This window comes from Tateyamaria sp. Alg231-49 (assembly GCF_900143535.1).
GTDB lineage: Bacteria > Pseudomonadota > Alphaproteobacteria > Rhodobacterales > Rhodobacteraceae > Tateyamaria.
Window position 1 is genome coordinate 222,879 of record NZ_FRFA01000003.1, and the last position, 24,045, is coordinate 246,923.

Annotated in this window: 24 protein-coding genes and 1 tRNA gene; 10 read left to right on the forward strand and 15 right to left on the reverse strand. The window is 56.2% G+C overall.

Features of this window, described 5'->3' with window-relative positions; translation table 11 throughout:
* Positions 1-83: 83 nt before the first annotated feature.
* Entirely contained in the window at positions 84-467 is a 384-nt protein-coding gene (locus DHN60_RS07015) for a hypothetical protein (RefSeq protein ID WP_108836566.1), read from the reverse strand.
* Positions 468-740: 273 nt separating this feature from the next.
* The gene (locus DHN60_RS07020) at positions 741-1,544 is read right to left on the reverse strand and encodes a LuxR C-terminal-related transcriptional regulator (protein WP_108836567.1); all 804 of its coding nucleotides are present in this window, start codon (positions 1,542-1,544) and stop codon (positions 741-743) included.
* Positions 1,545-1,723: 179 nt separating this feature from the next.
* Between DHN60_RS07020 and DHN60_RS07025 the strand changes: the two genes are divergently transcribed.
* Together DHN60_RS07025 and DHN60_RS07030 are read left to right on the forward strand one after the other, a co-directional pair.
* The gene (locus DHN60_RS07025; protein ID WP_108836568.1) at positions 1,724-2,137 is read left to right on the forward strand and encodes an ester cyclase; all 414 of its coding nucleotides are present in this window, start codon (positions 1,724-1,726) and stop codon (positions 2,135-2,137) included.
* On the forward strand, positions 2,137-3,315 hold the full coding sequence (locus DHN60_RS07030; RefSeq protein ID WP_108836569.1) for a CynX/NimT family MFS transporter: 1,179 nt from the start codon (positions 2,137-2,139) through the stop codon (positions 3,313-3,315). The genes DHN60_RS07025 and DHN60_RS07030 overlap by 1 nt, the downstream gene beginning before the upstream one ends.
* Positions 3,316-3,572: 257 nt before the next feature.
* On the opposite strand, the gene DHN60_RS07035 is transcribed toward DHN60_RS07030, so the two are convergent.
* From DHN60_RS07035 to DHN60_RS07060, 6 genes are all read right to left on the reverse strand, one after another.
* Entirely contained in the window at positions 3,573-4,283 is a 711-nt protein-coding gene (locus DHN60_RS07035; protein ID WP_108836570.1) for a class I SAM-dependent methyltransferase, read from the reverse strand.
* Positions 4,284-4,431: 148 nt separating this feature from the next.
* A tRNA-Arg gene (locus DHN60_RS07040) sits at positions 4,432-4,508 on the reverse strand.
* A gap of 45 nt (positions 4,509-4,553) precedes the next feature.
* On the reverse strand, positions 4,554-5,009 hold the full coding sequence (locus DHN60_RS07045; RefSeq protein ID WP_108836738.1) for a GNAT family N-acetyltransferase: 456 nt from the start codon (positions 5,007-5,009) through the stop codon (positions 4,554-4,556).
* Between the two features lie 8 nt (positions 5,010-5,017).
* Positions 5,018-5,464 (reverse strand): cupin domain-containing protein, encoded by a 447-nt coding sequence (locus DHN60_RS07050; RefSeq protein WP_108836571.1) that lies wholly within the window; start codon positions 5,462-5,464, stop codon positions 5,018-5,020.
* On the reverse strand, positions 5,464-5,775 hold the full coding sequence (locus DHN60_RS07055) for an ETC complex I subunit (RefSeq protein ID WP_108836572.1): 312 nt from the start codon (positions 5,773-5,775) through the stop codon (positions 5,464-5,466). Before DHN60_RS07055 ends, DHN60_RS07050 begins: the two co-directional genes overlap by 1 nt.
* A 158-nt stretch (positions 5,776-5,933) precedes the next feature.
* On the reverse strand, positions 5,934-6,626 hold the full coding sequence (locus tag DHN60_RS07060; protein ID WP_108836573.1) for an RraA family protein: 693 nt from the start codon (positions 6,624-6,626) through the stop codon (positions 5,934-5,936).
* Positions 6,627-6,764: 138 nt separating this feature from the next.
* On the opposite strand from DHN60_RS07060, the gene uvrB reads away from it, so the two are divergent.
* The 4 genes from uvrB (at position 6,765) to DHN60_RS07080 (ending at position 11,097) form a co-directional block, all read left to right on the forward strand.
* Entirely contained in the window at positions 6,765-8,963 is a 2,199-nt protein-coding gene (gene uvrB, locus DHN60_RS07065) for an excinuclease ABC subunit UvrB (RefSeq protein WP_108836574.1), read from the forward strand.
* Positions 8,964-9,305: 342 nt separating this feature from the next.
* The gene (locus DHN60_RS22965; RefSeq protein WP_108836575.1) at positions 9,306-9,686 is read left to right on the forward strand and encodes a restriction endonuclease; all 381 of its coding nucleotides are present in this window, start codon (positions 9,306-9,308) and stop codon (positions 9,684-9,686) included.
* Between the two features lie 335 nt (positions 9,687-10,021).
* Entirely contained in the window at positions 10,022-10,522 is a 501-nt protein-coding gene (locus tag DHN60_RS07075) for a hypothetical protein (protein ID WP_108836576.1), read from the forward strand.
* A gap of 143 nt (positions 10,523-10,665) precedes the next feature.
* Positions 10,666-11,097 carry a hypothetical protein gene (locus DHN60_RS07080; protein ID WP_234423560.1) on the forward strand — a complete coding sequence of 144 codons (432 nt, stop codon included), beginning with the start codon at positions 10,666-10,668 and terminating at the stop codon, positions 11,095-11,097.
* Here the strand turns inward: DHN60_RS07080 and DHN60_RS07085 are convergent.
* A complete protein-coding gene (locus DHN60_RS07085; RefSeq protein WP_108836577.1) occupies positions 11,094-11,354 on the reverse strand; it encodes a hypothetical protein in 261 nt (86 codons plus the stop codon). The genes DHN60_RS07080 and DHN60_RS07085 overlap by 4 nt on opposite strands.
* 183 nt (positions 11,355-11,537) lie before the next feature.
* Between DHN60_RS07085 and DHN60_RS07090 the strand changes: the two genes are divergently transcribed.
* A complete protein-coding gene (locus DHN60_RS07090) occupies positions 11,538-12,191 on the forward strand; it encodes a hypothetical protein (protein WP_108836578.1) in 654 nt (217 codons plus the stop codon).
* Positions 12,192-12,230: 39 nt separating this feature from the next.
* Here the strand turns inward: DHN60_RS07090 and DHN60_RS07095 are convergent, their stop codons facing one another.
* From DHN60_RS07095 to DHN60_RS07105, 3 genes are all read right to left on the reverse strand, one after another.
* On the reverse strand, positions 12,231-14,519 hold the full coding sequence (locus DHN60_RS07095; RefSeq protein WP_108836579.1) for a glycosyl hydrolase family 28-related protein: 2,289 nt from the start codon (positions 14,517-14,519) through the stop codon (positions 12,231-12,233).
* A 224-nt stretch (positions 14,520-14,743) separates the two neighbouring features.
* A complete protein-coding gene (locus DHN60_RS07100) occupies positions 14,744-16,633 on the reverse strand; it encodes an amidohydrolase (protein ID WP_108836580.1) in 1,890 nt (629 codons plus the stop codon).
* A gap of 267 nt (positions 16,634-16,900) precedes the next feature.
* Positions 16,901-17,689 carry an exodeoxyribonuclease III gene (locus DHN60_RS07105; protein ID WP_108836581.1) on the reverse strand — a complete coding sequence of 263 codons (789 nt, stop codon included), beginning with the start codon at positions 17,687-17,689 and terminating at the stop codon, positions 16,901-16,903.
* Positions 17,690-17,963: 274 nt separating this feature from the next.
* On the opposite strand from DHN60_RS07105, the gene DHN60_RS07110 reads away from it, so the two are divergent.
* From DHN60_RS07110 to DHN60_RS07120, 3 genes are all read left to right on the forward strand, one after another.
* The gene (locus tag DHN60_RS07110) at positions 17,964-18,170 is read left to right on the forward strand and encodes a cold-shock protein (protein WP_108836582.1); all 207 of its coding nucleotides are present in this window, start codon (positions 17,964-17,966) and stop codon (positions 18,168-18,170) included.
* 308 nt (positions 18,171-18,478) lie between these two features.
* Positions 18,479-19,507: a fatty acid desaturase gene (locus tag DHN60_RS07115; protein WP_108836583.1), complete on the forward strand. Its 1,029-nt coding sequence runs from the start codon at positions 18,479-18,481 to the stop codon at positions 19,505-19,507.
* A gap of 329 nt (positions 19,508-19,836) precedes the next feature.
* Positions 19,837-20,682 (forward strand): ParB N-terminal domain-containing protein, encoded by an 846-nt coding sequence (locus DHN60_RS07120; RefSeq protein WP_108836584.1) that lies wholly within the window; start codon positions 19,837-19,839, stop codon positions 20,680-20,682.
* Between the two features lie 139 nt (positions 20,683-20,821).
* Here DHN60_RS07120 and DHN60_RS07125 read toward each other — a convergent pair whose 3' ends face one another.
* From DHN60_RS07125 to DHN60_RS07135, 3 genes are read right to left on the reverse strand one after another with little or no spacing between them, the layout of a single operon-like run.
* Positions 20,822-22,597 (reverse strand): ATP-binding protein, encoded by a 1,776-nt coding sequence (locus tag DHN60_RS07125; RefSeq protein WP_108836585.1) that lies wholly within the window; start codon positions 22,595-22,597, stop codon positions 20,822-20,824.
* Positions 22,584-23,231 carry a hypothetical protein gene (locus DHN60_RS07130; protein WP_108836586.1) on the reverse strand — a complete coding sequence of 216 codons (648 nt, stop codon included), beginning with the start codon at positions 23,229-23,231 and terminating at the stop codon, positions 22,584-22,586. The genes DHN60_RS07125 and DHN60_RS07130 overlap by 14 nt, the downstream gene beginning before the upstream one ends.
* Positions 23,228-23,782 carry a hypothetical protein gene (locus tag DHN60_RS07135; protein ID WP_108836587.1) on the reverse strand — a complete coding sequence of 185 codons (555 nt, stop codon included), beginning with the start codon at positions 23,780-23,782 and terminating at the stop codon, positions 23,228-23,230. Before DHN60_RS07135 ends, DHN60_RS07130 begins: the two co-directional genes overlap by 4 nt.
* Positions 23,783-24,045 lie beyond the last annotated feature (263 nt).

Sequence of the window (24,045 nt, forward strand, 5' to 3'; positions counted from 1 at the left end):
ATCAGCGTTTTAGATTAATTAATGGGCTATTGTGGTTAAATGTGCCGCGTTTTTAAGCGCATTTTCTGCGCGCAAGCGAATGGTCACCCGTCAAGCAAGAGCGTCCGGCACGTCTGCACGTTCGCTTCCGCGCGCTGTTTGGCCAGTTTTGCCAGTCGCTTATCGCTGCCAAAATGAGCCGTGCTCAACATGGAATAATGCGCCAGCTTCGCCTCGATCCGATGGCCAAGTGTTTCGCGGGCCCGCTCATCCGGCATGACGGCATCCAAAAGAGTGACAAAGCGCTGCCGTTGATCCTGCAACGCATCCGAGCGCGCATCGCTCATCAACCACGCAAACTCCATTTCAGCAGACATACGGCCCGTGCATCCGGCAAATACCAGCACAAGGTCGTCATTTGCGCGCGCCGCACCGCTCAGGCCTGTCATGATCAGTGCGCTTGCAATCAGCGTTCTTAAACTGCCCATAAAAGCAGCTTTGCATCTTAAAATACGCCGCGCAAGTGTGCGTTTTGAAAACTTTCTCAGACAAGCTGCGCCTAAGCCCCTGAAAACAGGTCCTCATCACTTTAGGGTGGGCCGTCTCAGATGTTTGGCCTGATCAGGCCGCTGTTCCACACCGCATTGCGGAACGGCATCCCATTGCACTGTCACAAAGGCCAAGGGTATCTGACCCAAACCGGGTGCGTGGCACGCACTGCGCCACCGGCGAAAGCGCGGACTAAGTATCGGTTTCAAAGGTCACACTGGATGTCCGCTGTTGCCGATAAGACGCGCGTTTTCCAAGGCGATCACGCTTTGCGCGGCGAACATCTGCGCCAACCGCAGCGCATCTTCAGAGAATGGGCGAACGGACTGTCGATAGATCGTGAATGCGCCAACCAGTCGGTCGGCGGCAAGCATCGGAATCGCGACAAAGGATCGGGCCCCACCTAAATCGGCAGTGGCAAAGCGCAACGGGTCGTCCGTGCGGTAGAGCGCTTCGGATTTCACATCCATTATGTTTATCACGGCGCGTTGCGTTTCCATTCTCCCCAGCCCGGTCTCATCATTCACACTGAACGTGCCACTATCATCCAGCCAGCCCTGAAAGGCCGTCGGGATACCAAGCGTAAAGCTTGCTTTGAACTTCTTGGTGTCCCTGTATTCAAACAGAATGCCAAACTCGGCATCGCAAAGGTCCAAGGCATGGCGCAGGATCGCGGGCATGACCAAGTTCAGATCGCCTTGGGACGCGCCAATGATCCGCAAAACCTCGCTCAATGCCTTTTCGCGGCTCAACGCCTCTTCAAGGCTCAGAGCGAGATCTGAGATAATGGCTGCGTGGTCCACATGGCTGCGCGGAGCGGCGGCGACCCCACTAAGGCGATTGGCCAGCTCAATCTTGGACGACACCTCAAGTTTGCGGTAGATCGTGGCCAGATGGGTTCGCACTGTGGATGGTGCGATGTGCAAATCCGCTGCGATCTCTTGATAACGGCATCCAGCGGCATAGCGTTCAGCAATCTGTTGTTCTCTGGGGCTGAGGTCGTTTTCGTCGGGCATCTACCGGGGTCCATTGATCGTGCACTTTTGATGCTATCAAAAGCCAACACCCGACCATCCTGCAAATGTTGTAGGCCAAACATTCAAAATTGTCTCTGAAATTACTGCATCTGCCCGATACGCAGCGCAAAGCCCATCTTGTACGCCGACAGGATAGAAAACGCACAAAGGATGTTCCCATGACACAATTTGAAACCGCCAACGCTTTCTTTGACGCCTGCGAAACCGGAAAAGGATGGGAGGTCTGCCAAGGCTGGTGCGCGACAGACGCGACCTTCGCCTGCCAAGCGGACGCGCTCGCCGAGACCAAGACGCTCGCGGAGTATTGCGAATGGATGAAGGGCTTGCTGACCCCGGTGCCGGACGGGCGCTACGTGCTGACGTCCTTCGCGATGGATGAGGCGCGCAACACCGCCGTGGCGACCGCCGAGTTCCACGGCACACAGACGGGACCCGGCGGGCCAGTGGAACCGACGGGCAAGGCCGTGGTGTCCGACTACGCCTATGTCATCCGATTTGAGGGTGACAAGATCGTCCATATGACCAAGATCTGGAACGACGTGCAGGCGCTGCGCGGGCTCGGTTGGGCGTAATGCGCTGGCGCATCCTGGCCTTGCTGTTTTTTGCCCGGATCGGGATGGGGTTTCAGTTCCAAACTCTGGCCTCTGTTGGCGACGGTCTGATCGTCGCCTTCGGACTGGATTACGCAAGCGTCGGCCTGCTGATTGGACTTTTCATGGCACCGGGGCTGATCCTTGCCCTTCCTGCGGGATATCTTGGGCGGCTGATTTCCGATCGCGATATGGCAGTTCTGGGGCTTATGGCGCTGGCCGTGGGCGGGCTCGTCTCTGCGCTTGCGGGCGGCAGCGCTGGCATCGGGGCCGGGCGCGTGATCGCTGGTATCGGGTTTCTCGTGATCAACCTCTACTTCACCAAGATGGTCGCCGACTGGTTCGAAGGCCGCGAGATCGCAACCGCGATGAGCATCCTTGTTATGTCATGGCCCTTTGGCATCGCGATGGGGCAAGTGGGGCATGCTTGGGTTGCAGACCTTTATGGCTGGCGGGTGCCGTTTCAAATCGCATCGGTTTATTGTCTGCTCGCAGCGTCAGCCGTGTTTTTCTTCTATCGTGCGCGCAGCGACCTGCCGGCAGTAAAATCCGGCGGCGCGGGCCGCCTGACTCGGCAAGAGTGGCTTTTGGTGCTCTGTGCGAGTGGGGCGTGGGGCGTCTTTAATGCGGCCTATGTGACGTACTTGTCCTTCGGCCCAAAAGTTTTGCAGGACCTTGGACAGACGGCGATTGCGGCTGCGGGCGTCATAAGTGTCGGAAGTTGGCTTATGATCGGCTCTGGTGCGCTTTGTGGTCAGATCGTCGATCGGTTTGGCCGCCGCAACCTTGTCCTGACAGTTTGTATGAGCGCTGCTGTGATTGCCCTTTGGTTGCTGAGCCAGCCGGGCGCCGGACTTGCGGCCAGCCTGCTCTTTGGGCTGGTGGGAATGGCGCCTGCGGGTGTCATCATGGCACTTGCCGGTCTTGCCCTGCGGCCAGAGGTTCGCGCCTTTGGTATGGGGGTCTTCTTTACGATCTACTACGCCATCATGCTTGCCACGCCTCCCGCAGCCGGAGCGATTCTGGATGCAACGGGACAAGCTCAAGGCCCCATCTGGCTGGCCATGATCCTCTTTGCATGTGTGGTTCCGCTCGCGATTGGGTTCAAATACGTCAAAGCAGGATCAGGCATGTTTGCCCAAAAGGCGCGCTCAACATGATTGCATGAGATGCGGCCAGTGCATCCGGTAAACACCAGCACAAGGTCGTCACATGCGCGGGCGGCTCCACTCAGGCCTGTCATGATCAGTGCGCTTGCTATCGGTGCTGTCCGACTGCTCATGTCTTCATGCATTGCAGCGTATTTTCCGTCGGGCAAAGTGCGTTTTGAAAACTTTTGCCCAAGCCTTCTGAAACCAGATGCGCCGCTGCCAGACAGGCAACGGCGCACCCCAATTCGGATAAGGCGAGCTGGCGCTCAGGTCTCGACGACCATCACCTTGCAAAACTTCTTGCGCTGCGGAAAAATCCGGATGCTCATCATATAGCGTTTGGTCTTGAGATAGCTGCAGATCAACTCGGCCCGCTGTTCCGTAATCACATCGTCAAAGACAAACGTGCATCCTGTTCCAGCCATCTTGGCCAGCTTGGGCAAGGTACGCTCGATCTCAGCATCGTCGTGGGTCGTGTCGCAAAAGATAAGGCTGTACTTGCGGGCAATCGGACAGTCGATGAAATCTCCGCGAATGAAGTTGGACACGTAAGGCAACAGACGATTGTCCTTCATGTTCTGGATCAGCACGGCAACCGTGCCTCCGGGGTGATAAACCGCATCCGCCACACGGCCATTCTGTTTGCCCAGATCCAGCTCTTCGCCGAACTTCTCCCGCCACTCGCCGGCACTGGTGATGCCAAAATCAATGGTGTCAAAACTGACCGGCTTGGCCCCGTTGAACTGTCGGTCGCGCAACCCCATGGCCAGCGCCGTGGTCGAGCGGCCAAGCCACGGGCCGACTTCCAGCACATGGCCCGTGCTGAGATAGGCGGCATTGTAGAGCAGTGTCAGATCGTTAGGGGACATCCAACCATTGGGGTAACCCTTGGGCGTGTCCGGCAGAGGGCGGGCATAGTACCGGTCATAGTAATTTTCCGGCACCACCGCGTGATCCAAGTTGGTAGTCTGGTTCATCTGTCATTCCTCAAAAGAGGACCTTTTGGCGGCCCTTAATCAATCGTTAGGACAGGCCCGCACGAGCTGACAACGCTTTTCTTGAGGATACGAGCCTGATCTGCAAGCACAGGTATAACCTGTGTCCGGTGAGACATAGTTCAGACACTGGCGATCCCGGAAGGACTCGAACCCTCAACATCCTGATTAGAAGTCAGGTGCTCTATCCAGTTGAGCTACGGGACCGCGCTGGTCCACTCATGCCGCAGCAATCGCGATGGGGCAAGGGCTTCAAAGCGTGCGGGTCATGAAAACGCTCAATGGGTCCTCGACATAGCTGCCAAAAGGCGGGCAGTCCTCAAACCCATGCGCGGCATAAAGCGCGCGGGCCGGGGCAAACATCTCGGCACTCCCGGTTTCAAGGCTGACGCGGGTCAGGCCCTGCGCGCGGGCCTCATCCAAAAGCGATGCAAGGATAGCGCGGGCCACGCCACGTCCCCGGGCCTCGGCAGCGGTGTGCATGGATTTCAACTCCCCATGCCCCGTGTCGATCTGTGCCAACGCCCCAACGCCCAGAACCGCACCGCTGTCGCGCGCGGCAAACAGTGTCACACCGCGCTCCAGCAAGGCACCCGGTTCCATCACATGACAGCTTTCTTCAGGGGAACTTGCCCGCATGAGATCGAAATGGCGGAGCAGCAGCGCTTGAACGTCCGCGTCCTCAACAGACGCGCGCGACACCTGCATCGCCAACATCACAAGGGCGGGCCTGCAAACTCAAGGTCGGTTTCCGAAGCGATCTGCACGATCCGAGGCATATCCGTTTCAGGCGATAGCCCTTCGCTTTCAACTTGACGGAAAAACGCATCCCCCGCGCCGGGTGTCAGAACGATCACCGCGACCGACCCTTCCGGGGCAAGGCCCTTGAATGCATGCACAGTGCCGGGCGGAATCGTCACGGTATCGCCCGGACCCGCTTCGAATTGAACGCCATCGGCCTCAAACAGCAACCGGCCCGAACGTACTACAAATATTTCTGTGGCTGCGTGGTGAATGTGGCGCGGCGGCCCAGCGCCGTCCGGTATGTCTTCTTCCCACACGGACGGAGAGGTGTCGTTGCCGGAAACGTGGAACCGGCGCGGCAGACCAAACGCAGTGTTGGTTTCTCCGGAACCGGACGGTGCGTGGACGGCGCCACCCATCAGTGCGTCCAAGCACCGCGGCGACTGGTCGCGAAATTCTCGCCATATCCGCCGGGCCTGATGTTGGCCCGCCGTTTGTTGGGTTCCTGCACCGCTGCATCAATCCCGTGATGGGACGCATAATCAAGAGCGGCCTCTTTGGTGTCAAAATTCATGCGCACCTGTGCCTGCGTGTCATCTGACGATGTCCACCCCATCAAGGGGTCAACTGACCGGGCCGAGGCTGGCGCGAACTCCAATACCCAGTGCTTGGTCTTGGCCGTGCCCGAGGACATGGCCGTTTTGGCGGGTTGAAAAATGCGTGCGCGCATGTGGTAACGCTCCAAGAATAGTGTCACGCCCTTATGGCAAGCTGCTGCGGATTTGCCAAGCGGGCGTGATGTCTCAACCCCGCCTGCACCGCCGGGATTTACGCATTTTGCCCATGCATGTCTCACGACCCGCACAAAACGGACCGCGCCGCACCCAATCAGGTCACATGTGCGACCTTGTCGGCATCCTGCAACATCTCTTCTATCGCATCGGGAACGCAAAGGCCCTCGGCCACTTGGGCATCCATATCATGTTCAAGTGCGGCCACCGCATCCAACCGGCCAATGATGTGATCCAGCATGTCAAAAGGCACCACGACGACCCCGTCTTTGTCTGCCACGATCATGTCCCCAGTTTCGACACTCTGGCCGCCAATCGGCACAGGCAGCCCAACCCGACCCGGCCCTGTTGAATAGGGCGACCCGGGATTCAACCCGGTGCACCAACTTGGCAAGCCAACGGCGCGAATGCCATCGAGATCGCGCATCGGCCCATCCGTGACAAAACCCACAGCACCGCAGTTCTTCATCATGCCAGACACACGATCCCCCGCCGCCGCACAGCCTTGAAACCCTGCAAAACCGTTCACAACTATATCGCCTTCCTGAATGTACTTAAGGGCACACAACAGCGCCAGAATATCGCTGGGCCGGTTGTCGACCGTCAGCGCGGGTCCAGCCACCTGCACATCCTGTCCCGGAATGGGCACGATCTGCGTGGCCAGCGATCCAGCCCCAAACATGGCATCCACAACGAACCCGGTCGGCACGTTCTGAAAGGCGGCAATCTGTGCCGCAGAGGGTCGCCGCTGCGGCGCCCTGATGGTCAATGTCTTGGGTTCCTCGATCATACTGTGCCCTCCGCTTTCTCAACTCAGGCTAGCGGCGACCTGCCACAAAGAAAAGCACGCGCGGCACCCTGTCAGTTTCTGGCAGCATCCACACCGCGCCCCCCTTGCACCGGCCCGCCCAAGCGCCAAGTTAGGCGCATGGCCCAAGTACACACCGATTCCCCCGACACATTCCTTTCCAATCCGGCCGAGGATGTGCGCACCCGCCTCAAGCTTGAAGGCGGTGTGCCCCTGCGTATGAACACCGAATTTAAGCCCGCCGGGGACCAGCCCACTGCGATAGAAGAACTGAGCGCCGGGGTGCTCGCGGGCGACCGGGATCAGGTCCTGCTTGGGGCCACGGGCACAGGCAAGACCTACACCATGGCCAAGGTGATCGAACAAACCCAGCGCCCGGCCATCATCCTTGCGCCCAACAAAACGCTGGCCGCGCAGCTTTATGGCGAATTCAAAGGGTTCTTTCCCGACAACGCCGTCGAATACTTTGTCAGTTTCTATGACTACTACCAGCCTGAAGCCTACGTGGCGCGGTCAGACACCTACATAGAAAAAGAAAGCCAGATCAACGAACAGATCGACCGCATGCGCCACTCGGCCACGCGCGCGCTGCTGGAACGCGACGACGTGATCATCGTCGCCTCTGTATCATGCATCTACGGCATCGGGAGCGTCGAAACCTACGGCGCGATGACGCAGGATTTGAAAGTCGGCAAATCCTATGACCAGCGCCAGGTCATCGCCGACCTTGTCGCCCAGCAATACAAACGCAACGATCAGGCGTTTTTTCGCGGTACGTTCCGGGTGCGGGGCGACGCGCTCGAAATCTTCCCCGCACACTTGGATGACCGCGCATGGCGGCTGTCTTTCTTTGGCGAAGAACTCGAAAGCATCACAGAATTCGACCCGCTCACGGGCGAAAAAACGGCCGTGATGGAACACATCCGCGTCTACGCCAACTCGCACTACGTGACACCCAAACCGACGATGTCCCAAGCGATCATCAAGATCAAAGAAGAGCTCAAAATCCGCCTCGACCAGCTGGTGAACGACGGAAAACTGCTCGAAGCACAACGGCTTGAACAGCGCACCAATTTCGATCTGGAAATGCTCGAGGCGACGGGCGTGTGCAACGGTATCGAAAACTACTCGCGCTACCTCACGGGCCGCGCACCGGGCGAACCGCCGCCCACCCTGTTCGAATTCATCCCCGACAACGCCATCGTCTTTGCCGACGAATCCCACGTGTCTGTCCCGCAAATCGGGGGCATGTACAAAGGCGACTACCGGCGTAAATTCACGCTGGCCGAACACGGGTTTCGCCTGCCTTCCTGCATGGACAACCGCCCGCTCAAGTTCGAGGAATGGGATGCGATGCGGCCCCAATCCGTCTTTGTCTCGGCCACGCCATCGTCATGGGAACTGGAACAAGCAGGCGGCATTTTCACCGAACAGGTGATCCGCCCCACAGGTCTGCTCGACCCGATGGTCGAAATTCGCCCCGTCACCACGCAGGTCGACGATCTGCTGGACGAAGTGCGGAAAGTCACCGCCAACGGAATGCGCACGCTGTGCACCACGCTGACCAAACGCATGGCCGAGGACCTGACGGAATACATGCACGAACAGGGGATCAAGGTCCGCTACATGCACTCTGACATCGACACGCTGGAACGGATCGAAATCCTACGCGATCTGCGGCTTGGGGCCTTCGACGTGCTGATCGGGATCAACCTGCTGCGCGAGGGGCTGGATATCCCAGAATGCGGGCTGGTCGCGATCCTCGACGCGGACAAGGAAGGGTTCCTGCGCTCCGAAACCTCACTGGTGCAAACCATCGGGCGCGCCGCACGGAATGCGGACGGGCGCGTGATCATGTACGCCGACAAAGTGACCGGCAGTATGGAGCGTGCCCTCGCCGAAACTGACCGCCGCCGCGCCAAGCAGATGGCCTATAACGAAGAACACGGGATCACGCCGACCACGGTGAAAAAGAACGTCGAGGATGTGCTCAAGGGTCTCTACAAAGGGGACACAGACCAATCCCGCGTCACAGCCAAAATCGACAACCCGCTTGCGGGCGGCAACCTGCAAACCGTGCTGGACGGGTTGCGCACGGACATGCGCAAAGCGGCAGAGAATTTGGAATTCGAAGAGGCGGCGCGTTTGCGGGATGAGGTCAAACGGCTGGAAGCGGTCGATCTGGTTGTGGCCGACGACCCGATGGCGCGGCAATATGCGGTGGAGAAGGCCGTTGGGGATGCGCAGAAGGCGAGCGGTCGGAGTACGGCGGGGCGTGCTGGGCAGCGTGGGGGAAATGTGAAGCGGCGGGGGCGGTGACGCCAGCTCAGAAAACGCGATTTATAGCGGTGTTCCTTTAATGTTCTCACCACATATGGTACTGATTGAAGATAGTGAATTGGCGATTCGCACTATCGTATTTTAGCAAGAGGCGCTCTGAGATATAGCATTTGGAATTGGGATTGGGATCGGAATAAGCAAAAAGACAAATGCGGCTACGGCCGCTCCACCCGTTGAAGAACGGTCACACGAACTGTTACTCCCCATGGAACTGTTGGAAGTAGGTTATGAAGTGACCGATGGAGCGGTAGTAACCGCAATTTCGTATCCGTGGATCGCCATATTCGAACAACTACAGTCCAACCCTGCATTGCTATATGAATTCTCAAAAAACCCCGCGCATTTGAAGAGTTCATTGCTGCAACATACGACAAAGCAGGTTTCAAAGTGACGCTTACTCCACGGAGCAACGATGGCGGGAAGGACGTTATCGCGGAAAAGTCTGGGTTTGGAGCAATTCGAATTCTGGACCAATGTAAAGCTTTTTCGCAGGGCCACAAAGTCTCGGCAAATGACGTACGAGCGATGGCTGGCACATTGATGTTGAACACAAACGCGTCCAAGGCAGTAATTTCAACAACATCAGTCTTCGCACCGGGCGTTTGGACAGAATGGGAAAGCTACATGCCATTTCGTTTGGAACTTCGCGAAGGCAAAGACATCTTTGAATGGCTCAGTTCGGTCGAACGACCACAATGCTAGTGCGGATCGCGGCTTAAGAAAACGTCTCCTGCCCGGCGGCGCAGCCGGGCAGCGCCCGCCGGGGCTCCGCCCGTTCAGGCCTGAAACCGTCCACTGGACGCTTTCCAAGACGGCCCTCACCCTCCCCCCGGGAGGGCGCTATTGGCGATACCTCCAGCAACACTCTCCACATCCACGCTTCAAAGCACCCAAGCAAACCAACCGCACCAAAGCGCCCACCCAGGTCGGCCGCTGCCCTCAGCACCCACGCCCGCCGGGGCTCCTCCCATCCAACCTTGTCTTCCCTAACGACCTGAGCGAGAATGCCCCCCTAATTCAGCAAATGGAGCCACCTCATGAAACGTTTCGCCCTCGCTATCGCTGCCACCTGCGTAGCTGCCACAGCCGCCTCTGCTGACACCTTCGAGAAATACGGAGAAATCGAAGGCTGGAAAGTTTTTGTGGACGTGGAAAAGAAATCCTGCCTGATCGAATCCGTAGATAGCGCCGAAAACGTTGTCCAGATGGGGCTGACCCAAGACCGCAGCGTCGGCTACGTCGGCATCTTCACAAAGGCCGAAACTGACATCAAAGCCGGTGAGACAAGCGAAATTGCCATCCTGATCGGCGACAATGTCTATGCTGGCGAGTCCAAAGGCATGCGCGGCAACATCACCAAAGGGTACTCGGGCGGCTACGTGCTCAGCGACAGCCCCCAATTCGTCGAAGACATCGCACAGCAATACGAGATGCTCATCTTTCCGGAAAAAGAGTACTCCTTCATCGTAGATCTGTCGGGCACCAAGAAAGCCATCGAAATGGCGCGTGAGTGCAATCAGAAACAAATCGGCGGGTAAACCAGTCGCCACAGGGTGAGCGTTCGGCTCACCCCACGGCGCCTGTCACTGCATCCCCAAGACCAACAGCCGCAGCGCCCCTTCCATCGGGCGCTGCTTTTTGTTTGGACGGGTCGGGGATGGTCCGATGCATCAAACGGACTATGTTTGACGCCATGCGATACCTGATCCCCCTTCTGCTTCTCACGTCTCCGGCATATGCGTGGGAGTTCACCCCAACCCCCATCTGCACCCTCACCCACACCGAGGCGCGCGCAGATATGACCGTCACCTATGATCACGCAACGGGCGTCTACGCCATTGCCGTCACCAGCCCGAATAAATGGCCCATAGCGCCTGCCTTCTCCATCCGCTTTGACGGACCGCGCAGCAACATCATCTCGACCCAGCGCCACCAGACGGATGGTGCGACCCTCACGGTGAGCGATACGGGGTTTGGCAATGTGCTCGACGGGCTCGAGTTCAACACCACCGCCACCGCCTTCACCCAGACCTCTGCCGTGACGGTATCGTTGGACGGCGCAGCAGGCCCCGTGCAGCAGTTCCGCGCCTGCGCACAAGCGCCTATCGCCTAACCTAAAGGCAAAACGCCTAGGCAGCCCGCCCCCATGCCCCCCGGCTGCGGCATAACCTGAACCGCGCCGACGAAACAGGCGTCGATCTGACCCGCATAAGTCGCCAGATGATCCTTGAGGGCGGCAAAGCGGGCGGATGGGTTCGGATAGCTCCCGGCGGCGGCCTCCAAGCGCGTCAAATAATAACTGGGCGCATGATGCGTTTCGAGGGTGCGCACAGCGGCTGTCGTATCGGCAAGAACCTTTTCGCCCAACATGACACGCACACGCTGTGCCACCGGCTCCAACGCAAAAGGACGGGGATAAGACTGCACATTTTAGACGATCAATTCCATGCACCACCGTCAAACCGTCTAAAGCGCGGGGCGAGGAGATCATAACCGAATATTAACCAAGATGCGGCCAAGTCAGGTTTGATTAACCATTTGGAGCGCACACCAATGCGCCTGACCCTGCTGCTTGCCATCTTGTGCGTTCCGCTGCCCGCCAGTGGCGGAGCATGGATGCGCGATGTGGGCGAAACATTTCTGTCCTTTAGCTCAACGATTGATGAAGTCGGGCAAGCCGGCAACTCACTTTATCTCACCCATGGGCTGCGACCCAAATTGACCATTGGGGCAAAGATCGACACGGATATGCTGGTCGGGCAGCTGGTAAATGGCACTGGTTTTGTGTTCGCGCGCAAACCGCTTCCGACGGATGATCGTTCTTTCAAACTGGCCTACGAAATCGGTATCGGCAGCACGTTAGGCCCGGATCCCTTAGCGTTATTGCGTGCAGGGCTCAGCTATGGGCGTGGCTTTACGCTTTGGGGCAAGTCGGGCTGGGTGGCTCTGGACAGTGCCGCAGAATGGGAAGTGGAAAACAGTGTGACCACCTACAAACTGGACAGCACCATCGGACTAAGCCTTTCAGCACGGTTCCAGGTGATGATGCAGGTTTTCCTGACCGAAATAGAAAGCGACCTCTCAACCACCATCGCCCCTTCGGTAATCTGGCGGCCTAAAAAAGACGGGCCAACCCGGTTTCACATCGGCATGGAAAAAGAAGACGGCACCTTCGCCTTCAAGCTTGGCCTGTGGCGCACGTTTTAAAAGGCCGGGCAGGCCAACTGACCTGCCCAGCGCTTAAGGTTACTCTTTGTCCATTCGAACAGTTGCACGGATCAGACCACGGACTTCAGAGGCAAATTCCAAGGTGAATTCATCCTCGTTTGCCCCAATCCGCCCCCTGCCAACCGGGTTTTCAAACACGCGGGCATTGGCAGTATTGCGGATGTCCCCAACCAGCGCGACGCTGTCCACGAACTGGCAGTAACTTTCGAACGGTAACTTTTTGTTCGTGCCAATCGTCCAGATCGTGGAATTGGTGTTCTGTTCGTGTGCCACGACCAGCGGATTGGAGGCTTGTTCGTCGATATTGTGATACGAATTACCCTCAAAATACACAGCCCGGTTCTGCTCATGCGAAAGGTCGGCAAAACTTGTATCCACTCGTTCAGCCCGCGTAATGGTTCCGTTGATGGACCGGAACCGGTTGCCGCTCACAGACACACCATTCAGGAAGTGGCCACTGCCATGTGGCTTAACCACCAAATAACTGAACCAATCCGCGACATCACTGGCAAGAAAGACATTGTCCGTCAGGCTGAACGAACTGAACGAAAAGCCAGTTGAGAATTCTGGCGTGGCGTCACGCTCGTTCGTCCACTCGACAAAACAGTTGTCGATGTAATTGCCACTGATCACGCTGGCGGTAAAGTTGTCCTGTAGCACGATGCCCGCTGTGCGTACGCCGCCAGATATCCCATCTCCCTGAAAGAAATGGTTGCCCATGATCAGATGGTTCTGGCCCGCCATGCACATGAAATGGCGGAATTGGGTGGCGCGGCAGTCGCGCACCTTGGCGTCGTTGGAATTTACGTTCAGCGCGATGGTGGTGCGGTTTTCGACGGTTTCGCTTTCCTCTGAAGACAGGAACTGGCACCGATCAATCAGAATGCCCTGACATCCGCCACCAATCGAAGTGAGGCCACGATCCTTCGGGCGACTGATAAAGCATTCCTGCAATTCGAATGTCGGACCCGCAGGGGCCAACATGATGCCACTGGTCTTGTCGTTACACTGGAACTCGATATTGGACATGTTGAACTTGGACAGCTTGGAAAACCCGCTCAGATCAATCAGGTACTTGAAACGGCTGAACGTGTAGGTCTGCGTTCCAACCGCGTCAAAAAGCGGGGCGTTCAGCGTGATTTTCTCTGCGGCGGCATTCACCTCAAGCACATAGATTTCGCGGCCGACGCCCACGCCCTCGACATAGGACCCGACTTCGATATTGGCGGCGTTTGTCACATTGGTCAGCGTGCGGGCGTCGGATGTGGAATAGGTTGCCTGACTGGTTGTGACCACAGTGTCCCAGTTTACATCGCCGGTGGCCTCGATCTGACCATTGCGGATCACGCGCCGGGTGTTGAACTCGTCCCGGTTCGGCACAGCCGCCTGCATATCAATGGGGCCGTCGACCTGAACACGACGGCCACACATATCCAGACTGTCGTGATCCGAACTGTTCAGCAGCGCCTGAAAGGCCTTGCGAAAGGCCAGCCCTTCATCCCCGAATGCCTCGATGTAAGTGGGCAGATCATAGTTCTTGCGCAACAGCAGCATCTTTTCGACGGGCATACTCAGCGTGCCCTCAAACTTCGCCAAGTGATCAAAGGCGATATCCGTTTCCAACCGGAACGTCCCGGCAGGCACCAAAATGGTGCGCCCGTCCGCAACCGCATTGGCCGCGTCAAAGGCGTCGCTGTCATCCGTGACCCCGTCGCCCACAGCACCAAAATCGCGCACGTCCACAGTGGATACGATGTCGCGCAGAAAGACCGAGGTGATGTCTTCGACTTCGATGTCGTCGATGCGCACGATGCCGCCGTTGGCGCCCGTCAGGTCCAGCCCCAAATGGCCATAGACCGGCTCCCGCCCCCAAACCAGATCGACGCCACCGCGATTGCCCGCACCGATGATGGCAGATACCTCAACGACATCACCATAAGCAGTGAGCGTTGTACTGCTCCCGCTTGTGGTGAGACCCGTCACCTCGGACCCATCTCCGCGCGCGGCATACCCTGCGATACGCACCTCCGGAAAGTTCCCGCTGATCGCCTTGATGCGGGCGGTGACGCGCAAATAGCAACCGGGCAATAACGGCGTTTGTCCCATGTAGCGGACAAACGTGGTGCTCTCGATCTTCTGCAACTCGAGACAGCTGCCAAAGTCCTGATCTGCCACAACAAGGGCTGCGTTGGCCGCATTCAGGTAGGTGTCCGATCCCGAAGTCCCATCCCCGCTTGACCAAACATCCAATCCATCCGCAAAGGCCGGCGGCATCAGCAGCACGCCATCAGTGATCGCCTTGTTCATCCATTTATCCCTTTTTGCAGGGGCCGGGGCTCCGGCCTGTTCGGCATGGGGAAGTATCAATGGATAGTTAACGGCGCGTGGGGGCGGCGTGCGGAGAAGTGGATGGAAATGCAACGCAGACGCATACTCACCTGACTGTCGCCAGACCAATGTGCCAGAGCCATCCAAAGGCTGAGCCAATAGAAAGCGACCACCTCAGCCAAGCCCCCCAAACACGTTTGAGGCTACAAGTGAGAATGCACAACCTTGAGCGCATGCCCAAACGAAGCTTCGGCAAACGTGCGGCTTGCCTCAGTTGACGTTGGCGGCATCAGTGACGCCTTCTTTTCGGAAACGTCGACAGGTTGCACCCGGCCTTCCATGACAGTGCCCCAAACCTTGACGTCCTTAATGGTCATCGGATCCACGTTCAGGGGGTTGCTATCAAGAATGGTGAAATTGGCGCGTTTTCCCGTTTCAATACTGCCAATTTCATCCTCAAGTTTAAGCGAGTACGCGGCCTCAATCGTGACCCCACGCAGGGCGTCTTCAGCGCTCACACGTTGCTCGGGACCGGCCACCCGACCAGACGCAGTCACCCGGTTCACAGCGCTCCACATCAAAAACAGCGGATCACCGGGGGCCATTGGCATGTCGGAATGCAATGACCATGAAATGCCTGCCCGTGAGACATCACCAATCCTAACCATTGAATCAGCGCGATCAGGACCCAACCCAACCTCCGAATATTGATCAGCAAGAGCAGTCACATAGTACGGGTTGGCACTGACAATCGCGCCAAGATCTACAATCCGTTTCACCTGATCTTCTGCACTCACCGCAAAGTGGACAAGAACCGTCCGGTGATCATACCGGGGATTGCGGCGCAGGTTCGTCTCAAGCACATCAAGAACACGATCCAGACCGGCATCACCGTTCACATGCACATGGATTTGATATCCGGCATCCCAATAAATCCGGAACGCCCGGTCGAAGTCGCTCTTGTCCATCATCCACTCGCCGTCATGCCCGTCCAAAAACGGATCTCTAACTTGCATCAACAGCGAATAGATTGCGCCATCGGCAAACAGCTTTGCCTGCTTGGGCGCGAGGCTCGTCATACCGCCATACCAGCTGCTCAGGTTTTCTGTTTCAGCGATCACCTGAACATCGTCTGGGTATGTTTGCACCAGTGTTTTTGCATCCGGCATAAAGGACCAACGGAACGGCATATCCGGGCTGGAAAAGACTGCATTTATGCCATCCTGCACAGGCTTTGACAGAATGCCGCCGGGTTCGTTTCCAAAGGTAACGCCCTTGGCATGCATGTAGTCCCGGGTGAGCTCAAGCCCGGCTTGCAACCGCTCGGGCGAGGCCGCCAGAGGCGCAATATTGGGCAGTACAGCAAACAATCCCTGCTCCCAAAAACGACCCTCGGCAAAGCTCGATTGCATCTTCTCGGTCTGGGAAAACCCGTCGACCAATTCTTGGGTGACCCCACCGATTTCAAGCGCAGCACTGTTCAGGATCATCTCATGGCAGGACCGCGCCCACACCAGTATGGGCTGTGTCGCACTGATGGCATCAAGGTCATCGCGGGTAAGCGCGCCATAAAACGCTGGATGATACCCCCAGGTCACAACGGGTTCCGTGGGATCTGTTCTTGCTGCGACCGCCTGTGTCAGACGGTCTGTGAAATCCTGTTTGTCCTGAACGGCCGGGACGGTTCCAAATGGCAGCGCCCAGTCCTCAATCGAAAGGATCTCCGAAGACATGGTAAGCGCGGCCAAAAGCGGATGGTCATGCTGGGCAATAAAACCCGGCACAATCACTTTGTCAGAAAACCTATCGTCAATCTGGTGGCGTTGCCCGCCAAGAGAGGCCAGCACATCTTCAAGACTGCCAGTCAATAGAATGCGCCCATCCACCACTGCCACGGCATTTACAACAGGTTTCTCAGGATCAAGCGTGAGTATCTCGCGCGCCGTGTAGACGGTGACAGTGGGAAGCGGGACAACTTTTGTGCCGATGTCAGAAAGCGAATTGGTTTGCCCAACTGCGGCACTGAACGGCGATAAAATTGCAATAACAGATGCACCGGCGCGCAGCAGGTTTCGACGGCTGAGTGAACTCATGAATCTCTTCCATTCAAATAGATTTCCCCGAGTGTTCAATCGGCAGGGTTGGAAATCAACCAAAAAGGCAAATGAACTCATGTTGCTAAGTGTGGCTTGGTCGTAAACAGTGGTCGTTCTAACAGCCGTCCAGCACTGGACCACACCGGCTACAATACTTAATGGCACAGCAGGCTTCGTGGCAAATCCTGTCATCTATTTGTGGCATCACGCTGGACAGATCGCCCGTTCCCCAACCTTGGGGCATTCAAAGACGCGCCTCGCAGGTCAGACGTCAAACGTTGCAAACACCGGCGCATGATCACTGGGTTTTTCCCAACCGCGTACGTCACGCAGGATGCGGCTGCTATGACCTGCATGGGCGATGTCCGAGGTGGCCCAGATATGATCAAGGCGACGCCCCTTGTCCGCCGCGCTCCAGTCTTTGGCGCGGTAGGACCACCAGGAGTAAAGCAGCCCGTCAGGAATATCCTGACGGGTGATGTCGACCCAACTGCCCGCATCCTGCACCTGAGCAAGGTGGTCGACCTCAATGGGTGTGTGGCTGACGATTTTGAGAAGTTTCTTGTGGCTCCAAACGTCGTCCTCACGCGGGGCGATGTTGAGATCACCAACAAGAATCGCCTTGGATGGCGCGTTTGCCGCAAAGTGGGCCCGCATGTCCGTCAGATAATCAAGCTTCTGCCCGAACTTTTCGTTCTTTTCGCGGTCAGGAATGTTGCCGCCTGCTGGGACATAGAAATTGTGAATTGTGACGCCGTTTTCGAGCCGCCCGGCGATGTGGCGGGCGTGGCCCAGATTCGCAAAGTCAAAGGCACCAGCCTCTTCGATGGGCGATTTGGACAGAATCGCGACACCGTTGTAGCCCTTGTCGCCGCGCGCAACCATGTGTTCGTATCCCAAGGCGGCAAACCCTTCGCGCGGGATCTTGTCCACCGGGCTTTTGCATTCCTGCAAGCACAACACATCCGGCCCCTGCTCTTTCAGCAGCTTTTGCACGATAGGTTCGCGCAGGCGGACAGAGTTGATGTTCCAGGTGGCAAGGGTAAAGGGCATGGGCAGGCTCCGGGCATAGACTGGCGCGCCGAACCTAGCTGGGGGCGGAAGTCAGGGCCAGCGGGAAAAGAGTTGTTCACGCGTCGGCTAACAATCGCCGGCAGAACGCACCCTGTGTCTAAACGCTTGCTTTTATACTGGCGGGAGCGTAAGGGACGCGTGCGACGTTACCTCTATCGGCCTTACTGCTCCTTACGGCACAGTCACTCTCGATCTTGCACTGACTTAGCCGACCTGCCGCATCCCGTGGGCAGATTAATTAGGAGTACTGACAATGGCCACAGGCACAGTCAAATGGTTCAACACAACTAAAGGCTTCGGCTTTATCGCACCCGACGGTGGCAGCAAAGACGTGTTCGTGCACATCTCTGCCGTTGAGCGCGCAGGCCTCACAGGTCTGGCCGACAACCAGAAAGTTACTTTCGACATCGAAGCAGGCCGTGACGGCCGCGAGTCCGCCGCGAACATCGCACTGGCGTAAGCGCAGGGCCCCTTTTAGGGGTTCGCTTTGAGACAGAATTGAAAGGCTCGTCATGAAATGGCGGGCCTTTTTCTTGTTGGTGCTGCCATTTGGTAAAAATCTTGGGTCAAAAGCGGCATGGACGTCTCCACCATCACATTCGCCCACACAAACGCCCCGATTTCCAAGTCCCCGCCCGCCAATTCGCCAGGTTCTTCGCAACACAGTATCAATTTCGCCAAGAGTTCCTGAGCAGAACACGTGCTTCGTTGGTTGTATATTTGGCAACTTCGTTTAGCACTGCGCAAAAGGCTAACCGAAGAGAAACAATGACCCACGAAAACGATGCTTCTACCGCTCACACGAAAAACGCTCGTGACTGGGTCAAAATTCTGTCCGAATACCGTGAACCCGACACTGCCCGCAGCAGCTTTGAACTGGCCGTAACGGTCGGCGGGTTCGTTCTTTTGTGGGCCTTGGCGTGGTTCTTCATGGCGACCAGCCCACTGCTGACGTTTGTCATATCATTGTGCAATGCCGCCTTCTTGTTGCGGCTGTTCATTATTCAGCACGATTGCGGCCACAGCGCTTTCCTCAAGAACCGCGTGTTGAGCGATTGGCTCGGCCGTGCACTCGGCATCGTCACTCTGACGCCTTACGACGTATGGCGGTCTTCGCACGCCCTGCACCACAGCTCGTCCGGAAACCTTGGGCGCCGCGGCATGGGCGACGTCCATACGCTGACGGTTGAGGAGTATCAGGCAAAAACGCCAGTACAGCGCCTGTTGTACCGACTTTACCGGCACCCGCTGGTCCTGTTTGGCCTCGGCCCCGGCTACCTGTTCATTTTGCAAAACAGACTGCCTCTGGGATTTACCGGCCATGCCAAATACTGGGTAAGCTCAATGGGCACCAACGCGGTGATCTTCATTGCGCTGGCGGTTATGTTCTACTTCGGTGGGGTCATGCCGATCCTTCTGATCTTCCTGCCCTCGACCCTGCTCGCGGCAAGCGCCGGGGTATGGCTGTTTTACGTTCAGCATCAGTTTGAAGACACCCATTGGGAAGCCGAGCAAGACTGGGATTTGCATGATGCCGCGCTGCACGGCAGCTCTCACTATGTCTTGCCATCCGTGCTGCAATGGTTGAGCGGGAACATAGGAATTCACCACGTACACCACCTGTACAGCCGAATTCCGTTCTACCGCTTGCCCGAAGTGCTTCGAGACCACGATATTCTTGCATCAAGCAACCGCATGACGATCAGGCAAAGCCTGCAAAGCGCGCGATTGCACCTGTGGGACGAAAACCACAAGAAGCTGGTTTCATTTGGACAGGCCAAAGCACAAGCCGCCTGAAAAGGGGCAAGATGCAATCATGCACGGCACGGGCAAGCGATCCTGACACAGGCGCGCAAACGTCGGACTGGATGGGAGCGCACCGCGATGGGCACAATGGCCGGTGTGGTGCCGAGGCAAGGGATTGAACACCCTCAAAAAACGGCCAAACCGCGGACCTGACCCCAGTGAGGTCCATGGGGTGGGGGGCAGCGTCACAGGGCCACAACCGCAAGGCGTGAGGCCCAAACGGCTCTGACAACGACCGCACGGCGCTCACGCACATCACGCAACACCGGCCGAACCTCGGGCATACTGCACCAAACGCAGCAACGCCAAAGGCCAGACACATGCCCGACCCTCTCCAAACACTACCGATCACCGCCATCGACGCCGACGCACTCCCGCGCGACCGCGACATCCACGACGACGAGGCACAAAAAGAACTCGAACACTCCATCTTTACCACGCAACTGCGCCAACCCATCGAAGTCTGGAAATTCAGCGAACCCCATGACGGGTTCCACTACGGGCTGATCTCCGGGTTCCGGCGGCTCGCCGCCTGCCGCGCACTGAAACACGACACGATCCCCGCGTTTATCCGGGCACCACGCGACATCCCCGACGCGATCGCGGCCATGGTCAGCGAAAACGAAATCCGCAGCCAAATCAGCCCCTGGGAAAAGGGGCGACTGATCCTCAACTGCCTGCAAGAAGAACTGTTCAACAACGAAGACCACGCCATCGACAGCCTCTTCCCCGCCACCTCCACACGGCAGAAAAAGGCGCGCCTGCGCAGCTACACGCTCGTGGTGCAGGTCTTTGATGGCGCAATCGCAACCCCCGAACACCTGTCAGTGGCGCGGATCGAACGGCTGGCCGCAGCGGTGCGGGCAAGGTGGGAGGTGCTGCTGACAGACGCCCTGCACAGATCACGCAGCGATACGCTGGCCGGACAATGGAGCGCACTGGAACCGGTCATATACGAAGCGCTCAACCCCCAATACGACGAATCCGGCCCCGACAAACCGGGGGCACCACGCCGATCCATCAAGTTCAACAACAGACTGCACATCAGACGGGAACTGACAAAATCCGGCTGGATCCTGCGGTTTTCGGGGTCCGAGGCCAAAATCCCCGGCCTCATGGATGACGTCATGCACGAAATCGAACGGATCTTCGGCCCAGAACCATAGGGCTGGGCGCACCCCGCCAGCCCAAAGCCGCGCAACGCCAGTCTCCGCGTCGCGGCATTCCCAAAAGCAGACATCCATCGGGCTAAAAAGTGGATTGTTCACCAAGTTCAGACGCTCACAAAACTCACCATTAGGCGCATCATTCTTTCCGCCAACGACTTATGACATCCCCAAAAGTGAATTCGCGCCACGGTTCTTGCCATTCTTTGTGAAAGCGAACGCTTTGGGAATGTGGTTCGGGATTCGGCATCGGCATTTGGACAACTGCCGGCAATAATACAGCATCTCCAACAACGACGCATTCACCAGGAGCAAGATTAGGCAAAATGTCTGTAATGCCGCTTGAGTTGTCTGGGAATAGCCGCTTCACATAGTTCTGGTCGGTATTGTTGGTCAACCGAAGCGCCAAAAAATTGTTGCATTGCGCGAAGATAGTCTCCGAGACCTCCGACGGTCGCTGGCTCACAACCATCAAGCTGAGACCGTATTTTCTTCCTTCCTTTGCAATGCGCTCCAGCGATTTTCTAGAGGAACGATATGCAGCCTCGTCCCTTTGAGGGATGTAGTTATGAGCTTCCTCGCAGACAAGCATGACTGGTACATCATTCAGTACTTCCTGTCCTTGTCGCAGCTTGGAGTAGTGGAAACAGAAATCAAAGATCAGTCGAGAAACTAGGCTCACCGTAATACTCAACACTTCAAATGGTATGCCACCTAGGTCGACAATGGTGACATTGGATCGATTGAGATAGCCAATGAATTGCTTCATGATTTGCTCAAAGTCTTCGGTTTTTAATTCTTCTCCGTCATCTTTCTCGGCTGGCAGCAGAAATCGTAGGCGCTTGTCGGAGAGCTTGGTTTCAAGACGCGAGAGGAAGCGATTGAATTCTCCATTAAACGGACCGCTGGTCGCTTTTTCCGCTTTGGCCGTGGATGTCGGGACAAAAGTACATGAACCTCCGAAGTAATGAGATTTTCGATCTTCGATCAGTGTTCCATCAGAAAGCTTGGGTTTGTTCTCGCCTTCCAGTCGACCGATAACTTCACGGTTCATGTTGTCGATGTAACATTTTACCTCCTTGATCGAAAAATAGACCGGTGTGTCGTAAGTCATTTCCTTGATTGCCGAATTGTGTTTTTCCTTGTTCAGGATAACGGCCTGCTTGAACTGGCTGACTTGATTATGTGAATTCTGTTCGTTGCTCTCTATGAACATACTTTCAAGCTCTTCCGAATTCATAAGCCAATACGGCAGAGACAAAGAGTCGATGTCTAATCGATTGAGAGTAAATGTCTGCCCTTCAGAAAGCGTGAATGCATCTGTGTACTCGTCGTGGATATCGAACATGACAATGTGAGAGTTGTTCTGTTTTTCGAAATTTGCGTTTGCCCCGTCGGAAATGCCCACCACTTCATGGAGAATTCGAGCGACGGCGCATGATTTTCCAGATCCAGTAGACCCCACGATTGCTATGTGTTTGCTAAAGAAGCGGTCTCCATGGACTTTCAGGGGTGTTGTTTTGTTGAGCGAGAGCATTCCCAGAGGGAATTGGTAGTTGCCATCCTCAGCGAATAATTTGTCTAGCATGTCTTTTTCAGCTGGGTAGGCCGGTTCAGTTGGAACCGGTAGAAGGACGCTAGACCGCTCAAAGGTCTTGCCGTCAATTAGGGTTCCGACGGCCTGGCATTGAATATGGAACTGCCATTTCGTTTTCTCCTCGACATCTTGTCCCAGGACTCCCCGAACATTGGTTATCGTCGCGACTGTATAGTCACTGTTTCCTTGCGCGATACGCAAGTAACGCCCGACTTGAAGATCCACTTTGTGTTCCTCGAAAACCTGTAAGCCGTCAACAAGGACAATGATCGCTTCAGGGGAGCACGATAGGACCTTACCTATGCTATTCGTAGGCATTACTTACTCCCATGACATACTTCACTTCCTTCATCGTGGTGCCAGATAACCGTTCGACGTTTATGTCCTCCGTTCCGAGGCCTTCGCAATCCGGTTCGCCAATCATGAAAAGATCATCGCATTTTCTGTCGTTCAGGATTTCACCGTGGTCATCGTAGCTCAAAATACGGATACTGAACTCTCGACGGATTTCTCCTCCAGCAGTTTTTGAGACCAACGGTTCGCGAAAGAAGTAGGCTTCTTCGAATTGTGGCCCGACATAACCGTCTGTTGAGACAATACCTTTCGCGTACAAGCGTGCCTCAATGCCCTGGACTTCATCTCTCGTTGCGCGGAGGCACAGTATGGGTGTGCGGATATGAGCGGCCTTGAAATGATACTTGCCAATGTAGTCGCTTATGAAAAGAACGACTTCAGCCTCATAGTCTTCTATACTTGAAGGCTCGATCACAAAATAACGAAGACGCGCGTTCTTATCGAGTTGAACTTTAAGCTGTTTGCGTCTGGCCGCTAGGAGCTTTTCTCGCGTCTTTAGGGCGAGAGTCCAATGGGAGATGGCCGTTGTTCGGATGGTCTTGAGTTTCGAAAGAAATTCATTTTTGGTTATCTTCCGCTCGGCTTGGTCGTGCTTCACACTGAGCGTAGCTGCACTGCGTTTGGGTAGGCGAGGGTTTCGATGTCCATTACGGCGAACCCGTTGTAGCCCAACTCCACACTGACTTCTGCAACCAGCTCATCATAGCTTGGCCCAAATTCCATCGTGAATTTTGTTTCAAACTCGTCAAGGTCAACTGACGAAGGTATCGACGGAATGTACCTCTGAAGATTTTGGTCCTTGGATGCTATGGCAGCCTTAAAGGTGTCTTTTCCAACGGTGGGGTTCGGTGTTTCGACGCCGGCAAAGTGGGCAAAGAGTATATAGCGAATGCTCTCTGTTGGATGGTCTGCAAAATGTTTGAGCATTTGGAGCAGAGGCTTATAAACTGCACTCGCCGTAAACGATGTATTCGTCTCGTGATACTTACATTGGATTGCAGTCGTCGCCTCAGGCGACATTACTTCGATATCCTCAACAATTCCTTCGACCGTAATCGTTTGATCGTTTTCCGCAGTTAGGATTTCTTTGATCGTCTTATTGAACTGGTACAAAAAACCTTGGATTGTGTAGTCAGCCGTTCGTGGCATGAATTGCTTTTTCCTCTTACCGGCAGCCAGCGCTGACTAAACCAATCAAAATCAAATTTAATTTCGTCGCCAAAATGAAGGTAACGAATCTTCCTTAGGTTGAAACTTTCCCGTTCTAATTGCAAGATCAATTCAGTTGGGTTACCGCGCCGGATGAAAGTCCGCTTCGCCCCGATGCTAACTTTCAAGTTTGTGCCCGCAGCGAATGCCCGCATTCCGCGCGAGGTGTTACACTGCCAACGTCCGCTTCGGGCTGAGAGCAG

What these genes read in the sequence shown, in the direction of transcription:
- DHN60_RS07015 (WP_108836566.1), bottom strand. Translation starts at nt 467, where the DNA reads ATGGGCAGTTTAAGAACGCTGATTGCAAGCGCACTGATCATGACAGGC.
- DHN60_RS07020 (WP_108836567.1), bottom strand. Translation starts at nt 1,544, where the DNA reads ATGCCCGACGAAAACGACCTCAGCCCCAGAGAACAACAGATTGCTGAA.
- DHN60_RS07025 (WP_108836568.1), top strand. Translation starts at nt 1,724, where the DNA reads ATGACACAATTTGAAACCGCCAACGCTTTCTTTGACGCCTGCGAAACC.
- DHN60_RS07030 (WP_108836569.1), top strand. Translation starts at nt 2,137, where the DNA reads ATGCGCTGGCGCATCCTGGCCTTGCTGTTTTTTGCCCGGATCGGGATG.
- DHN60_RS07035 (WP_108836570.1), bottom strand. Translation starts at nt 4,283, where the DNA reads ATGAACCAGACTACCAACTTGGATCACGCGGTGGTGCCGGAAAATTAC.
- DHN60_RS07045 (WP_108836738.1), bottom strand. Translation starts at nt 5,009, where the DNA reads ATGCAGGTGTCGCGCGCGTCTGTTGAGGACGCGGACGTTCAAGCGCTG.
- DHN60_RS07050 (WP_108836571.1), bottom strand. Translation starts at nt 5,464, where the DNA reads ATGGGTGGCGCCGTCCACGCACCGTCCGGTTCCGGAGAAACCAACACT.
- DHN60_RS07055 (WP_108836572.1), bottom strand. Translation starts at nt 5,775, where the DNA reads ATGCGCGCACGCATTTTTCAACCCGCCAAAACGGCCATGTCCTCGGGC.
- DHN60_RS07060 (WP_108836573.1), bottom strand. Translation starts at nt 6,626, where the DNA reads ATGATCGAGGAACCCAAGACATTGACCATCAGGGCGCCGCAGCGGCGA.
- uvrB (WP_108836574.1), top strand. Translation starts at nt 6,765, where the DNA reads ATGGCCCAAGTACACACCGATTCCCCCGACACATTCCTTTCCAATCCG.
- DHN60_RS07075 (WP_108836576.1), top strand. Translation starts at nt 10,022, where the DNA reads ATGAAACGTTTCGCCCTCGCTATCGCTGCCACCTGCGTAGCTGCCACA.
- DHN60_RS07080 (WP_234423560.1), top strand. Translation starts at nt 10,666, where the DNA reads ATGTTTGACGCCATGCGATACCTGATCCCCCTTCTGCTTCTCACGTCT.
- DHN60_RS07085 (WP_108836577.1), bottom strand. Translation starts at nt 11,354, where the DNA reads ATGTTGGGCGAAAAGGTTCTTGCCGATACGACAGCCGCTGTGCGCACC.
- DHN60_RS07090 (WP_108836578.1), top strand. Translation starts at nt 11,538, where the DNA reads ATGCGCCTGACCCTGCTGCTTGCCATCTTGTGCGTTCCGCTGCCCGCC.
- DHN60_RS07095 (WP_108836579.1), bottom strand. Translation starts at nt 14,519, where the DNA reads ATGAACAAGGCGATCACTGATGGCGTGCTGCTGATGCCGCCGGCCTTT.
- DHN60_RS07100 (WP_108836580.1), bottom strand. Translation starts at nt 16,633, where the DNA reads ATGAGTTCACTCAGCCGTCGAAACCTGCTGCGCGCCGGTGCATCTGTT.
- DHN60_RS07105 (WP_108836581.1), bottom strand. Translation starts at nt 17,689, where the DNA reads ATGCCCTTTACCCTTGCCACCTGGAACATCAACTCTGTCCGCCTGCGC.
- DHN60_RS07110 (WP_108836582.1), top strand. Translation starts at nt 17,964, where the DNA reads ATGGCCACAGGCACAGTCAAATGGTTCAACACAACTAAAGGCTTCGGC.
- DHN60_RS07115 (WP_108836583.1), top strand. Translation starts at nt 18,479, where the DNA reads ATGACCCACGAAAACGATGCTTCTACCGCTCACACGAAAAACGCTCGT.
- DHN60_RS07120 (WP_108836584.1), top strand. Translation starts at nt 19,837, where the DNA reads ATGCCCGACCCTCTCCAAACACTACCGATCACCGCCATCGACGCCGAC.
- DHN60_RS07125 (WP_108836585.1), bottom strand. Translation starts at nt 22,597, where the DNA reads ATGCCTACGAATAGCATAGGTAAGGTCCTATCGTGCTCCCCTGAAGCG.
- DHN60_RS07135 (WP_108836587.1), bottom strand. Translation starts at nt 23,782, where the DNA reads ATGCCACGAACGGCTGACTACACAATCCAAGGTTTTTTGTACCAGTTC.